We start from the raw sequence: 14738 nt of genomic DNA, 5'->3' as shown, positions 1-14738 counted from the left end.
TCAAAGGATTGAACATGAATTTACTAAAAAATGCCTTAAAAGTATCTGCACTTTCTGTCTCGCTTTTTATGAGTCATGCGGTGTTAGCGGATGAAGCGAAAGGATTAGAAATTGCTCAAGAGCGCAAAGCCCGTGATGAAGGGTGGGGGGATTCTGTTGCTACCATGAAAATGATTCTGCGGAACGCACAAGGAGAAAGCAGCACACGTTTAATGCGCCTCCAATCACTCGAAGTTGAGGACGATGGTGACAAAGGACTCACAATATTTGATGAACCAAGAGATGTGAAAGGCACCGCGTTTCTCAACCACTCTCATACAGTGGGTGCCGATGACCAGTGGCTTTACCTTCCAGCACTGAAGCGTGTGAAACGTATTTCCTCGCGTAACAAATCAGGCCCTTTCATGGGCAGTGAATTTGCGTATGAGGATCTCAGTTCCTTTGAGATTGAAAAATACCGTTTCAACTACCTAAAAGATGACAGCATAAACGGGCAAGATGTTTTCGTCGTAGAGCAAATTCCGACCGATAAGAACTCAGGTTATACCAAGCAAACGGTGTGGTTAGATAAAGCGCATTACCGCCCACTGAAAGTTGAGTTTTACGATCGCAAAGGGTCGTTGTTAAAAACGCTTTCTTTTTCCGATTACAAGCAGTACCTCAACCAATATTGGCGAGCGCACACTATGGCGATGACAAATCATCAAACAGGAAAAAGCACTGAGCTAACAACAAGTGAAATGCGCTTTAACACTGGGCTCGAAGACAATGATTTTCATAAGAATGTGTTAAAACGAGTGAGGTAGTGGAGGAGAAATGAACCGATCAAATGTTGGGTTGTTGCTTAGCGCAGCAACCTCTCTTTACTCGATGCCTCTTGCCGCCGTTGAGCTTGCAGGACAAGTCAATATTGAGCATCGTCAGTTTTTTGATTCTGGCTCTCAGGGTCAGAGAAAAGCGCAAACGTCATTGGTTTTGCAGCCAGAATTTTACTGGGAGATGCAAAATGGTGATGCGAGCTTTACCCTCACACCTTTCTATCGTTTGGATAGTCTAGACGATGAGCGAAGTCATGGAGACATAAGAGAGGCGCTTTATCTGACTTATTGGGATGATTATGAGCTTCGAGTTGGGATTAGTAAGGTCTTTTGGGGAGTGACGGAATCCGCCCATTTGGTTGATGTAGTAAACCAGACAGACGCCATTGAAGCCGTCGATGGTGAAGATAAGCTCGGTCAGCCGATGTTGCATTTTACCTCATTCAAAGATTGGGGCACCGTCCATGCAATGTTATTACCTTACTTTAGGGAACGAACGTTTGCGGGTACTGACGGTCGTTTACGAACCGAACCTGTTGTCTCAGATGATGCTATCTATGAATCAAGCAGAGAAGAAAAGCAGGTAGATGTGGCTTTTCGATATTCGAAAATGCTTGGCGATTGGGACGTAGGCCTGAGCTATTTATATGGAACAAACCGGGATCCTTACTTTCGTTTTGAGTACGGGGAATTAAAGCCTTACTACGCTCTGATGAGTCATGTCGGTCTCGATGTACAAGGAATCGTTGGCGATTGGTTATGGAAACTCGAAAGTGTTTATCGAGATAGTGCTGATAATCATGTTGGCCTTGTGACGGGATTTGAGTACACCTTCGTTGGCGCATTTGACACGGTTTGGGATGTGGGTGTGATTGGTGAATACCTCTATGACAGTCGTGGGAATAACGCACAAACTATCGGTCAAAATGATGTGTTTGCAGGCATTCGTTGGGCGCTCAACGACGAGGACGGAACGGAATTATTGACGGGAATCACAAAGGATTTAGATAACGCCGATGTTTACAATGCCAAGTTAGAAGCCTCGAGCCGAATATCGAATAACTTTAAGTGGCAAATTGATGCTTGGTTGTTCAAAAATGAAACGCCAAACGATTTGCTCTATTTCGCCCGAGATGACGATTTTATCGAGCTATCTATTCAATACTATTTCTAAAACAAAAGGGCACAACTTAACGTCAGATTAATGAAAGATGACATTTTTGACGTTTTTGTGCTCTTTTTATTCAATAACCTCTTCTTTTCGTAATTCAATTTGGCATTGGTGCCTGGTTTGGCTACTATGTACAGCTATCAAAAAACCAATCACTCCCTTATGGACACTACCAACAGGTAGATGAGGAAACGATGCAACATCTAGAAGAGATCATTGCTAGCGCGAGCACTGCAATTGAAGCTGCCGAATCGCTAGTCGCACTTGATGAAGTGCGTGTTCAGTATCTGGGTAAAAAAGGTGAGCTAACTGCTCAACTTCAAAGCCTAGGCAAACTACCACCAGAAGAACGCCGTGAAGCTGGTCAAGAAATCAACAAAGCGAAAGGCGTAGTTCAGCAAGCTATCGCAGCTCGTAAAGACGCACTACAACGTGCAGAGCTTGAAGCGAAACTAGCAGCAGAAACAATCGACGTAACACTACCAGGTCGTCGTATTGAGAACGGTGGTTTACACCCAGTAACTCGTACTGTAGAGCGTATTGAGAAGTTCTTTGGCGAACTTGGTTTTAACACCGAAGCTGGCCCAGAGATCGAAGATGCATTCCACAACTTTGATGCGCTAAACATTGCCGCTGACCACCCAGCGCGTACTGATCACGATACTTTCTTCTTCAACCCAGATTTGATGCTTCGTACTCATACGTCAGGCGTACAGATCCGTACGATGGAAAATGGTAAACCACCATTCCGTTTCATCGCACCGGGCCGTGTATACCGTAACGACTACGACCAAACTCATACCCCAATGTTCCACCAAGTGGAAGGTATGCTGGTTGATGAGAACGTAAACTTTGCACAGTTGAAAGGTATCCTGCACGATTTCCTATGTAACTTCTTCGAAGAAGAAGTAGAAGTACGTTTCCGTCCATCTTACTTCCCATTCACTGAACCTTCAGCTGAAGTAGACGTGAAAGGCAAAAACGGTAAATGGTTAGAAGTACTAGGCTGCGGTATGGTTCACCCGAACGTACTACGTAGCGTAGGCATCGATCCTGAAAAATACTCTGGTTTCGCATTCGGTATGGGTGTTGAGCGTCTAACGATGCTTCGTTATGGCGTGAACGATCTACGTGCGTTCTTCGAAAACGATCTTCGTTTCCTAAAACAGTTCAAGTAATCCAGAGGGTTCATCAACATGAAATTCAGCGAATCATGGCTTCGTGAGTGGGTAAACCCAGCGGTTACTACTGACGAACTCACTCATCAAATTACAATGGCCGGCCTAGAGGTAGACGACGTTCTTCCTGTAGCGGGTTCTTTCACTGGCGTTAAAGTGGGTCACGTTGTTGAATGTGGTCAACACCCAGACGCAGACAAACTTCGCGTTACTAAAGTAGATGTAGGCGAAGAAGAGCTTCTAGACATCGTTTGTGGCGCACCTAACTGTCGCCAAGGTCTGAAAGTAGCGGTAGCAACAGTTGGTGCTGTTCTTCCAGGCGATTTCAAAATCAAAAAAGCGAAACTACGTGGCCAGCCATCTCACGGCATGCTTTGTTCGTTCACTGAACTAGGCATTGATGTTGAGTCAGACGGCATCATGGAACTAGCAGAAGACGCAGTAATCGGTACTGATTTCCGTGAATTCCTAGGTCTAGATGACGTAACGGTAGACGTAGATCTAACAGCAAACCGCGCTGACTGTTTCAGCATTCGTGGTCTAGCTCGTGAAGTTGGCGTACTAAACCGTGCTGACGTGACTGAGCCATCAGTAGAAGCAGTTGCCCCTTCAATCGACGATAAAGTGTCTATTGAAGTGAAAGCTCCTGCTGCGTGTCCTCGTTACCTAGGTCGTGTTGTTAAGAACGTAAACGTTCAAGCTGAAACGCCACTATGGATGCAAGAGAAACTGCGTCGTTGTGGTATTCGCTCTATCGACCCTGTTGTAGACATCACTAACTATGTTCTTCTAGAGCAAGGTCAACCAATGCACGCATTCGATCTAGCGAAGATCGAAGGTGGCATCGTAGTTCGTATGGCTGAGCAAGGTGAGAAGCTAACACTTCTTGACGGCAGCGAAGCAGAACTAAATGCAGATACATTAGTTGTAGCTGACCACAACAAAGCACTTGCAATCGCAGGTATCTTTGGTGGTGAAGAGTCTGGTGTAACAACTGAGACTAAAGACGTTCTACTAGAGTGTGCATTCTTTGCACCTGACCATATCCGCGGTCGCGCTCGTAGCTATGGTCTTCACACTGATTCTTCAATGCGTTTCGAGCGTGGTGTGGATTACGCACTACAAGTGAGCGCAATGGAGCGTGCAACTCAGCTTCTTGTTGAAATCTGTGGCGGTGAAGTAGCACCTGTTGTTGCAGTAGAGTCTGAAGCAGACCTACCTAAGCCAAACAAAGTTGCTCTACGTCGCACTAAACTAGACAACCTACTAGGTCACCACATCGCTGATGCTGACGTAGTAGAAATCCTAGAGCGTCTAGGTTTGACTGTTGAAGTTTCTGAAGAAGGTTGGTTGGCAGTAGCGCCAACATGGCGTTTCGATATCGCTATAGAGCAAGATCTGATTGAAGAAGTTGGCCGTATTTACGGTTACGACAACATTCCTAACCAACACCCAGCCGCAGCACTTAAGATGCACAACCACGTTGAAGCGGATCTTCCACTGAAACGCGTTCGTGATCTTCTTGTTGACCGTGGTTACCACGAAGCAATTACATACAGCTTCGTTGAGCCTGAACAACAAAAGCTAGTGGTACCTGGTGTTGAGCCTCTAGTGCTTCCAAACCCAATTTCAGCAGATATGTCAGCAATGCGTCTTGGTCTTATCCAAGGTCTGCTGAATACGGTTGTTCACAACCAGAAACGTCAACAGCCACGCGTTCGTCTATTCGAATACGGCCTACGTTTCATCCCATGTGAATCTGCAGAAAACGGCATGCGCCAAGAGCCTATGCTTGCAGGTGTTATTGCTGGTACTCGTGGTGAAGAGCACTGGGATATCGAAACTAACACCGTTGATTTCTTCGACCTTAAAGGCGACCTAGAAGCAGTTCTAGAACTGTCAGCTAACGAAAAAGCGTACTCTTTCGCTGCACTGTCACCTGAAAGCAAAAAAGCTAACCCAGCACTTCACCCAGGTCAATCTGCGGCAATCATCGTAGATGGTAAAGAAGTGGGGGTGATCGGTACCGTTCACCCTGAGCTTGAGCGTAAGTTCGGTCTAAACGGTCGTACTATCGTATTCGAAATCGAATGGTCTGCAATCAACAGTAAAGTGATTCCAGAAGCGGTTCAGCTTTCTAAATTCCCATCAAACCGTCGTGACATCGCAGTAGTTGTGGACGAAGCGGTAGCATCTGGTGACATCGTTAATGCTTGTTTAGAGCAAGGTGGCGAGTTCCTTAAAGATGCGAAACTGTTCGACGTGTACGTAGGTAAAGGCGTTGAAGACGGTAAGAAGAGCTTAGCAATCGCTCTGACTCTACAATCAGTTGAGCGTACGCTTGAAGATGCAGACATCGCAGGTGCGGTAGACGCTATCGTGGCTCACGTTTCTGAGAAGTTTGGTGCTGCTCTACGTGACTAAGCGTTAGACGAACTATCTCTCTTAAGAAACTAAAAACCCTGTCAAATCGGCAGGGTTTTTTTATGTTGAGCATCATCTTATTGTGATTCACGTACTAGGCCGTTTACGTCACCTCCAACAACCTCAAAAATCTGGACCAAACTTGAGGTAACGCTTAATCGAGACTTGGCATATATCGTTTTTCAGCCAACAGACGCTAACGCTAGCTTATTGGCGGCTAGGCAGCGAGTGAGAGGGTATAGCTAAGCAGAAGTGGCAGCGTAAGAATACTGAAAAAGTTGCCAAATAGTACCATTGACGCCACTTTCATGGGCTCTATATTCAGCCTTTCCGCAAATAGGTAATTCATGACGGCTGGTGGCAGCATTGTGAAGAGTACCATCATTTGCAATTGCATCGTTGGAAGGGGAATTAACCAATAAATAAGTGCAAATGCAACCGCCCCAGTTGCAAGCGACTGCACGGTACACAATACACCAACCTTTAAACCGTCCACTCTTAAATGACACATTTGCGCCCCCAGGGATAAAAGCATCACGGGTACTGCCGCTTGCCCAAGTAGAGCAGTCGCTTCGTATAAAGGTGCCCATGCCCCCACATTTGACACGTTGAGAAACAGAGCCAACGACGCAGCTAAAAAGATTGGCATCTTGACTATTTGCTTAAAAGGGTTGCCATGACTAAGTAGCATTACACCTAAACTAATGTGCAAGCATGCTGATACGACAAATAGCAGTACTGCTGAGGATAGCGCAATTTCTCCAAACGTATAGGTAAACAAAGGAATAGCAAGGTTTCCGCTATTGCGAAACATATGTGGTGGTGCCCAGGTTTTAAACGACAGTGACGTCAATCGACATACTGGGATCATGAGTAGTGCAGGAACCAAAACCGCGACAATTGCTGCAAAAAGGAGTGGTCCCTGATTCGAGTCTAACGGCATGCTAACGAGCGAAGAAAACACCAGCGCAGGTGTGAAAACCTCAATGTTAATGCGGTTGATTGGACGAAAGTCAGGCTTGATGTAACGACCTACCAAATAGCCGACGCCGACAAGAGCAAAGACAGGGAAAAGAATATTTATGATTTGATTAATCATGGTCGCCTAGATGAAGTGTAAGGAGCTAATGTGGAGATACACGAAGAACCACATTATCAACCTTTATATATTGCGTCATCGCTGAACAGTGAGAAACGTGGGTTTAATCAAGCTTTCTAAGCACAGTTACAAAGCCAGGTGGTCATACCATTTAGTTCAATTGTTACGTATCGAGTTACATACAAATCACTGAATTTACGACAAGTTCTATGTCAAGTGTCTGTTAAATAACCAATCTCTGATATTTTTATTAAATAGTGATTAATGTTGATATTTAAACTACTTTTAGTTTTATCAGCTGGATGTTTTTCCTATTAAAGAGAAAACAAAAACAAAAATATCAAAATGTTGGCGTTTAACAATAATTTACATAGTGCTATTCCTTTTGTTCGCCAAGAAAAAAGTTGGCGAAAATCATAAGCTTGTCATACACTTCCTGATGTAACCCCGATATGTTGTTGAATTGGTAGGGTAAAACTGCTCTGGCGCTACACTAACGTAGCATTGTTTAACATAGCTTTGAGGAAAGTTTTATGGCGCTCACAAAAGCCGAACTGGCAGAAAACCTGTTTGATAAATTAGGATTTAGTAAGCGGGACGCCAAGGAAACGGTGGAAGTGTTCTTTGAAGAGATTCGTAAGGCACTGGAAAGTGGCGAACAGGTAAAACTGTCAGGTTTTGGTAACTTTGATCTTCGTGACAAGAATGAACGACCTGGTCGTAACCCGAAAACCGGTGAAGATATTCCAATTACTGCTCGACGTGTAGTGACTTTTCGCCCGGGTCAGAAGTTAAAAGCTCGTGTAGAAAACCTGAAGAAAGTACAGTAAGCCGAATAAATGGATCACGCTAAGGCGTGGTCTTTTTTTTGCGTAAAACTTGTGTCGCATATAAACGAAAACCACCGCAATGCGGTGGTTTTTCTGTTTTTGAGTATATCTTAATGATATGGATTACGCTGCTTCTAGGTGCGTTGTTAAGTATGGTTGCCATGCTTGTTGGTACAAGTTTTTAGACTGTGCACGCATGTTGCGAATAGAAGCGAGTTCTAGTTCGCTTAGTTCGCGTTTCTCCATCATCGCTTGGCGTTCTAGTTTCTGGATTTTTTCGTATAGGTCGTGTTCAGGACCGCTTTTCACATCTGCGATGGCTTTTAAGTGCAGTTGAACTTCCGCAACTAGATTTGTCTTTGGTAAACGAACGAGTAAGTTCAAGTCTCTATAGCCTGAAGGACCAGGTTTTTTGAAGCGATTTTTTACTTTAACAATTGTTGTTTCACGCTCTAAGGTTTCATAAATGGAGACTAAGCTCGCGACGTCTTCAGCAACAATCGTGGCACGGGCTAGGTCAGTAATGCGTTCGACTTTTCCATCTAACTCCAAAGCTATTTTTTCTTCTGCTCGTTGTTTGGACTTTACGCCTGCGAAGTATGGCTGAGCATCATTAAGAAGTGCGGTACTTTTACAGATAGTTTCAAGCTCAAATTGTGCTTGGTGAGCTTTGCTGTAAAGAATGTCGAAGTCAGTGTATGGCTGAGTTGGAGTTGCGTCGATTGACTGAATACCATACAAGCCGCTAAGGCTATGTTTAAAGAGTTTCGAACAAACTTCGTTTTGGCTTGTTGAACGATTTTGATCGCCACTCGGCGCTGGGGTAATTGGAAGTGCGGCAAATGCCGGTGCACGGCTAAGTACCAAAAGCATCAATGCTGTAGTACGAAGAAATAAGCTCATTCACTCTCCTTAACTTGCTTGTACTTAGAAAATAGGGAACATAAAGGTCGCTAAGTTCGGCAAATCAGGTACTAACTTATTAATGGGGTCATTACGAAAGATTCCAAGGTTTCAGTTTTGTCTTGAAGTGGAATCGTGCGTTAGATCACCATTTCTCTTTTCTTTATTCTGTTTATCAGACAAAGGCGTGGTTCCTATAAGAACGTTTACATCCTATCACCGCTGTATTAACCAAAGATGAACGGCATAGACAAATTGAAAAAAATCGTTAGTCTTACTTCTCAAAATGAAAATCAGCCGACAAGTAGAAAGTAAAATGAGAGACCAAGAGTTTTGGCATAATAAATGGGCCAGTAATCAAATCGGATTTCACTTGGAAGATGTAAACCCGCTATTACCTGCATATTGGCAACACACAAACCCAAAGCGTGAAGACAAAGTGTTAGTGCCTTTGTGTGGAAAGTCAGAAGACTTGATTTGGTTAGCGATGAAGCATGATTCAGTTGAAGGTGTTGAGCTGAGCCATATCGCTGTTCGTGCCTTTTTTGCTGAACATTTTTATACGCCAACCGTGACGCCTGTTAATGGTATGCACGAGCTTTATCAATTTGATGAGCTTTCTATTTATACTGGGGACTTTTTCACTGCTCCAGTATCTCAAGCCGATATCATTTATGATCGCGCCGCGTTGGTTGCTTTACCGCAAGATATGCGAGAGGAGTATGTAGAGCGCCTCAAGCAACTTTTGAATCCAGGCGGTCGTATTTTGCTTGTTACACTCAACTATCCTCAAGAAGAGATGGCGGGGCCTCCATTTAGCGTGCCAGTTGAAGAGATTGAGCAGTTATTTTCAGGTTACAAAGTTACCTGCTTGAACGTAGATGAAGCTGATGAAAACCATCCTAAAATTGCTAAAAAAGGCTTAAGGCGCTTCTCTGAAGAAGTGTACTTAATCGAGAGTGAATAGGTTTTTCTCGGTTTGGAACACGAAATAGCGCAGCAATTAGAGCTGCGCTGTTTTTTGTAGGATTGGAGCTCGTTAATAAGTAATATTCACTTTTGATGCACTTTCAATAGCACCTTGAACGGCCTCTTCGGTGGTTTTTCGTCGCGTAAGGACAACACCTAAACGACGGCGACCATCGATTTCTGGCTTGCCGAATAGACGAACTTGCGTTTGAGGTTGAGCTAAGGCTTTGGTTAGGTTGTCAAAGCGAATGTTTGTGGAAGTCCCTTGACCAAGAATAACGGCCGACGCAGATGGGCCATATTGTACGATATTATTAATCGGCATTCCGGTAAATGCACGTACGTGGAGAGCAAACTCTGACATTTCCTGAGAAATCATAGTGACCATGCCTGTATCGTGTGGGCGAGGAGAGACCTCATTGAAAATGACCTTATCGCCTTTAACAAATAACTCAACACCAAAGATGCCGTAGCCACCGAGTGCGTTGACTACTTTCTCAGCAGTGTATTCTGCTGCTTTTACTGCGTTTTCTGACATGGCTTGCGGTTGCCATGATTCGCGGTAGTCGCCATCTTCCTGACGATGGCCAATTGGAGCACAGAAGTGAACACCGTCAACGGCTCTTACGGTCAATAAAGTGATTTCGTAATCGAAGTCGATAAAACCTTCCACGATCACGCGACCTGTACCCGTACGTCCGCCTTCCTGTGCGTAATCCCATGCTTTTGCTACGTCGTCTTCGGTCTTGATGACACTTTGCCCTTTACCTGAAGAGCTCATAACTGGCTTTACTACGCACGGGATGCCTACATGCTCAACCGCGGCTTTGAAGTCTTCAAAAGTATCTGAAAAACGATAAGGTGATGTCGTCAGTTCTAGTTCTTCTGCAGCCAAACGTCGGATACCTTCACGATTCATTGTTAGCTTGGTTGCCTTAGCGGTTGGAACAACATTCAGCCCTTTTTCTTCAAGCTCTACCAGTTTGTCGGTTGCGATAGCTTCGATTTCAGGTACGACGTAAGTAGGTTGTTCCTTCGCAATAACTTCTTCTAAGGCGCTTCCATCTAACATATCGATGACGTAACTACGGTGAGCAATTTGCATCGCTGGAGCATTAGCATAGCGATCACAAGCAATCACTTCTAAACCAAGTCTCTGACATTCAATTGCGACTTCTTTACCGAGTTCGCCAGAGCCTAAAAGTAATACACGGGTAGCATTTGCGCTGGTTGCAGTGCCAAACATAGTGTTCCCTTACAAAAATAGAGTGGTGAGACAGAAATTGCAGGAGATCATACTGAAGTTTCATGACAAAGCAAACGTTTGCTTTTGGTTTTTAGGCAATAAAAAAGCTCTACATGCCGTAGAGCTTTTTATACTGAAATTGTCGCTTATACGTTGACAAAACTAAGTGGAATATCTGGATTCAACGCTTCTAACGTTGATTGCGTATCAGCCAAATGACTGATCTTGCCTTCTGAGTTTTCTACCAGAGCAGCGGCTTTGATATTGTCAAAAGTTTCGCCCGCAAGTAGTACTTGGATCAGCGCAACTTGTAATGGCGGCAAGCTAGGGTTAAACGCCGCATTTTCCGCATAAGCACCTTGGAATACACGGCCGCTAGCCATTTCTAATGCTAAGCCACTCAAGTTGTTGGTATATGGTGAGTGGCTCATGTTCATCGCTTCAACAGCGCTTTGAATTAGAGTGTCTTCATCATCGCATGAGAACTGATGCTTTACTTCTGCCATTAAGCCGGATTCGATACCGAGATCGTTTGGTCCAAAGGCTTCAGGTAGGTATTCATGCAGCGACTTTTCTTCGCGTTCTGGTAGCTGGATTTTAAGCTCGTTTGCGGTAGATAACTCGTTCATGAACTGACGGCAGTGACCACATGGGCTGAAGTTAATAGTGATATCTTTAATACCACGTTCACCTTTCATCCAAGCATGGCTAATTGCAGACTGCTCAGCGTGAACTGTTTGACCTAACTGAACACCAAAGAATTCCATGTTGGCACCGAAGTAAAGGCGACCTGAGAGACCACGAACGATAGCACCGACATAAAATTCAGAAAGAGGAGCATAGGAATATGCTGCGGCAAAAGGAAGTAGAGCAACACGAAGCTCTTTATCTGATAGACCGGTAGCTGAAAGCAACTGCTCAAACTGTTGAACTGAAAGCGTAGCATCAAAATCATCAGCTTGGATGATAGGAGCAAGTTGTTTGGAAAGTGCTTCTGGAGCGCCTGCTAGCGCCTGTTCAATGCGACTTTTCATGTTGAATCCTTGTTATTGCATGGACAGTTATTCTATGTGAAGGATAGAAATGTTCCGTGCGTTAGATCACGATAAATAATGCAATTTATAATTCTGTTACATAATTAGAGTGAGCTCACACATGTATTCGATTGCACTGACGTGAAGCGTTATCTCCGTCTCACAATTAACCATATCAGTATATATTCATATGACCAAGACGCTGGGATATGTTAATTACGATGCCTACATGTCCACACAACGTTATTCCTAGATATCTAAGCAACGTTGAGTCAGTAATATTGCACTGAATGTTGAAGTTATTAGTGTGTATCTCGACAGAGTGCCTTAACGATCTTACTAGAACGGGTTGTTAGATGAGGTAATACAGAATTTTGGAAGGGATAAGGAAGAAACAGGAAGGCCACGGCCTGCCGGAAGGAGGGCAGACCGAGAGCGCTTAACTATTGATATAGCCAGACAGCCAAAGCAAAAAAGCTTGGAGCCAAAATAGAAGTGATGATACCGCATAAAACCAAGGCGAGTGATGAGAACGCGGCATCAATGGGCTGTTTCTCTGCACATGTCGCGGTGCCTAAGGCATGAGACACGGTACCCATTGTTAGGCCACGTGCAATCGGGTGTTTAATTCCAATTAAGTTGTAAATTGGGTATGCCAAAATCGCGCCCAATAAACCAACAATCAGAACCAAGATCGCCGCAACAGCAGCTTCACCACCGAGGTGACTCGAAATTTCCATTGCTATTGGCGTAGTGACGGATTTACCCACTAGACTTGCGATTAAACTGATATCCGCTTTGAAAGCGACTGCGATCAAGGTGGTTGTCATCATCGACATCACACTGCCTACTGTGCAAGCAAAAGTGATGATTCGCCAGTTTGCTTTAATTTGTGGTAGTTGTTCATATAACGGGTAAGCCAGAGCAACTACGGCTGGTTGAAGTAAAAAACTGATCCCTTCGTTATCCGCATAATACGTTTCAAACGGTACATTTAAGTAAGTAAGCAAAGGAATGAGCACTGCAATACTGATCAGCAAAGGATTTGCTAGAGGATTATTCACTTTGATTGCAATTTGGCGCGCGACAAGAAAAACCGCAATGGTAACAACTAACCACATATCAGTGCTTCTCCTTTAGCAAGTAGTCCAGCAGCCAAGCGAGGCTGACTAGTACAATGAGTGAGCCTCCAACTGCGCTAGCAATGATAGGGAGGGCATTAGCGAGTAGCATATCGAAATGTTGCATTAATCCCACGCTAATAGGAACGAACAATAAGATCATATAGCGGATAAATAGCGTGGCGCCCGGTTTGACCCAGTCGACTTTTACAAGCCCAAGAGTCATGGAGAAAAACAGTACGAGCATACCGATGACACTTCCAGGAACGGAAACGCCAGTGAACTTTTGAATGGTAATTCCGATGCCAAGTGCTCCCATGATGAGGAAGATTGAAATGAGCAGTTGGATCAGTTGTAAGAATCGTTCTTTAATCATTTTGACAGTATATAAACAACAAGCACACCATAAGGTGCGCTTGTATTAGGAGGAGTTAAGAAGCTAAGCTCTCTACATAACGGTACACGGATTTTAATATCGCAATCTTCTTTTCGTCACTTTCATGTTCGTGAACTAAGTTTTCTAAATTCAGCATGTACTCTTCAATTTGGCTTTCAAACACTTCTCGACAGTGTAGTGCCCAGCGTCTTTGTTCTTGCTCGTCTAATGTGCCTGGGAAGTTACGCGCACGATAGCGGAACAATAGAGGTTTAATACGCTTGTCATCAAATTCAATGTCTAATGCAGCAAGATTATTCGGGTCGGTTTCTCGAATGATATCCATAGCTGCGCGATCAGCCGGAGAAAAGAACCCGTCGTAAAGCTGTGTATCGACGTCATCACTTTTATCGAATTTACGCTCGACTGAAAAGAGGCTAATCAGCTTTTCTCTAATTTCAGGATGTTGGCGCAACAAAGCGAGATTAGCGAGACATTGCTGGCGATCAATGCCAATAGACTCCGCATTTTCAGCCGTTAACGTTTTTGCAGGGGCGAGAATAGGGCATTTGTTCAAATGAACTAGTTTAACTGGCACTGGTAGCAATTCACCAAGATCTTCGCGCTTAGTGTAGAGTCTTTCGTGTAGCTCTTCTGCGGATAGCTCAAGAATAGGTTGAGGGTCTTTCGCTAAATCGATGGTGATAACGGCGTTATTATTGGTTGGATGCCAAGCAACAGGCACAATCCAGCTAGTGTACTGACATTCGCGCCCTAGCATACCTGAAACGTGCATCAACGGTGTCATGTTGACTATGTCGACTAAATCATTGAGCTTGCGCTTTTGGCGCATAGAAAAAAAGTAATCAAACAATTTTGGTTGCGCTGCTTTTACTTTCTTTGCCATTTCGATAGTCGCAATCACATCTGCCATCGCATCGTGCGCGTTACTATGTTCTATGCCGTTAGCAACAGACAAGTGCTCTAATTTAAAACTAGTGAAGCCATCTTCGTTTTCTGGCCATTCTACGCCTTCTGGGCGAAGGGCGTGGCACGCGCGTAATACATCGAGTAAATCCCAACGCGAGTTACCGTTTTGCCAACTCCATGCGTATGGATCGATAAAGTTGCGATAACAAGTATAACGTGTCACTTCGTCATCAAAGCGAATGCTGTTGTAGCCTAAACTGGTGGTATTTGGTTTCGCGAGTTCAGCGTGAATCTTAGCGATAAACTCAGGCTCAGAAAGGCCTTCTTGAACCGTTTTTTGCGGAGTAATACCAGTAATAAGCGCAGCTTCAGGAGACGGAAGATAATCAGCCGGTGGTTGACAGTACATGACTAAAGGCTCGCCGATGATATTGAAGTTTTCATCTGTACGAACACCAGCAAACTGGCTTGGGCGATCTTTCGCGGGGTTTGTTCCCCATGTCTCATAATCAAAGAAGAAAAAAGTGGGCTGATTATCTTGGTGCATTCTGCTTACCGTTTACAAAACCGATGACAGTATTAGACCATTCAACGCCTTGACTAGCAACGAAAGATGCAAGTTGAATTTTTGAAAATGAA

At 44.3% G+C, this 14738-nt stretch carries 13 protein-coding genes; 6 read left to right on the top strand and 7 right to left on the bottom strand.

Annotated elements, in window-relative coordinates:
• Positions 1-14: 14 nt before the first annotated feature.
• From D8S93_RS05205 to pheT, 4 genes are all read left to right on the top strand, one after another.
• Positions 15-806 carry an outer membrane lipoprotein-sorting protein gene (locus tag D8S93_RS05205; RefSeq protein ID WP_048626274.1) on the top strand — a complete coding sequence of 264 codons (792 nt, stop codon included), beginning with the start codon at positions 15-17 and terminating at the stop codon, positions 804-806.
• Positions 807-816: 10 nt separating this feature from the next.
• Entirely contained in the window at positions 817-1992 is a 1176-nt protein-coding gene (locus D8S93_RS05200) for a hypothetical protein (protein ID WP_152812307.1), read from the top strand.
• Between the two features lie 191 nt (positions 1993-2183).
• Positions 2184-3167: a phenylalanine--tRNA ligase subunit alpha gene (gene pheS / locus D8S93_RS05195; protein ID WP_005385470.1), complete on the top strand. Its 984-nt coding sequence runs from the start codon at positions 2184-2186 to the stop codon at positions 3165-3167.
• Positions 3168-3185: 18 nt separating this feature from the next.
• A complete protein-coding gene (pheT, locus tag D8S93_RS05190) occupies positions 3186-5591 on the top strand; it encodes a phenylalanine--tRNA ligase subunit beta (protein ID WP_005395908.1) in 2406 nt (801 codons plus the stop codon).
• 217 nt (positions 5592-5808) lie between these two features.
• On the opposite strand, the gene D8S93_RS05185 is transcribed toward pheT, so the two are convergent.
• Positions 5809-6690, bottom strand: a complete 882-nt coding sequence (locus D8S93_RS05185; protein WP_047008656.1) for an AEC family transporter — start codon at positions 6688-6690, stop codon at positions 5809-5811.
• 533 nt (positions 6691-7223) lie between these two features.
• Between D8S93_RS05185 and ihfA the strand changes: the two genes are divergently transcribed.
• Positions 7224-7520 (top strand): integration host factor subunit alpha, encoded by a 297-nt coding sequence (gene ihfA / locus D8S93_RS05180; protein ID WP_005377899.1) that lies wholly within the window; start codon positions 7224-7226, stop codon positions 7518-7520.
• Between the two features lie 123 nt (positions 7521-7643).
• Here ihfA and D8S93_RS05175 read toward each other — a convergent pair whose 3' ends face one another.
• Positions 7644-8423 (bottom strand): RelA/SpoT domain-containing protein, encoded by a 780-nt coding sequence (locus D8S93_RS05175; RefSeq protein ID WP_006741655.1) that lies wholly within the window; start codon positions 8421-8423, stop codon positions 7644-7646.
• Positions 8424-8739: 316 nt separating this feature from the next.
• On the opposite strand from D8S93_RS05175, the gene D8S93_RS05170 reads away from it, so the two are divergent.
• A complete protein-coding gene (locus D8S93_RS05170) occupies positions 8740-9390 on the top strand; it encodes a thiopurine S-methyltransferase (RefSeq protein WP_152812305.1) in 651 nt (216 codons plus the stop codon).
• Positions 9391-9462: 72 nt separating this feature from the next.
• Here the strand turns inward: D8S93_RS05170 and purT are convergent, their stop codons facing one another.
• From purT to sbcB, 5 genes are all read right to left on the bottom strand, one after another.
• Positions 9463-10638 carry a formate-dependent phosphoribosylglycinamide formyltransferase gene (gene purT / locus D8S93_RS05165; protein WP_152812303.1) on the bottom strand — a complete coding sequence of 392 codons (1176 nt, stop codon included), beginning with the start codon at positions 10636-10638 and terminating at the stop codon, positions 9463-9465.
• 146 nt (positions 10639-10784) lie between these two features.
• Positions 10785-11672, bottom strand: coding sequence for a cytidine deaminase (gene cdd / locus D8S93_RS05160; protein ID WP_005397788.1), 888 nt, complete (start codon positions 11670-11672; stop codon positions 10785-10787).
• Positions 11673-12115: 443 nt separating this feature from the next.
• Complete coding sequence (locus tag D8S93_RS05155) at positions 12116-12793, bottom strand: LrgB family protein (RefSeq protein WP_005377888.1); 678 nt, start codon at positions 12791-12793, stop codon at positions 12116-12118.
• Between the two features lies 1 nt (position 12794).
• Positions 12795-13169: a CidA/LrgA family protein gene (locus tag D8S93_RS05150; RefSeq protein ID WP_005397786.1), complete on the bottom strand. Its 375-nt coding sequence runs from the start codon at positions 13167-13169 to the stop codon at positions 12795-12797.
• A 55-nt stretch (positions 13170-13224) separates the two neighbouring features.
• Positions 13225-14646, bottom strand: a complete 1422-nt coding sequence (gene sbcB / locus D8S93_RS05145; RefSeq protein ID WP_130546027.1) for an exodeoxyribonuclease I — start codon at positions 14644-14646, stop codon at positions 13225-13227.
• Positions 14647-14738: the final 92 nt, after the last annotated feature.

The sequence above is a fragment of the Vibrio sp. VGrn 2 genome, from assembly GCF_009361695.1.
Lineage (GTDB): Bacteria > Pseudomonadota > Gammaproteobacteria > Enterobacterales > Vibrionaceae > Vibrio > Vibrio diabolicus.
This window is presented reverse-complemented; position numbering and strand designations above follow the sequence as displayed.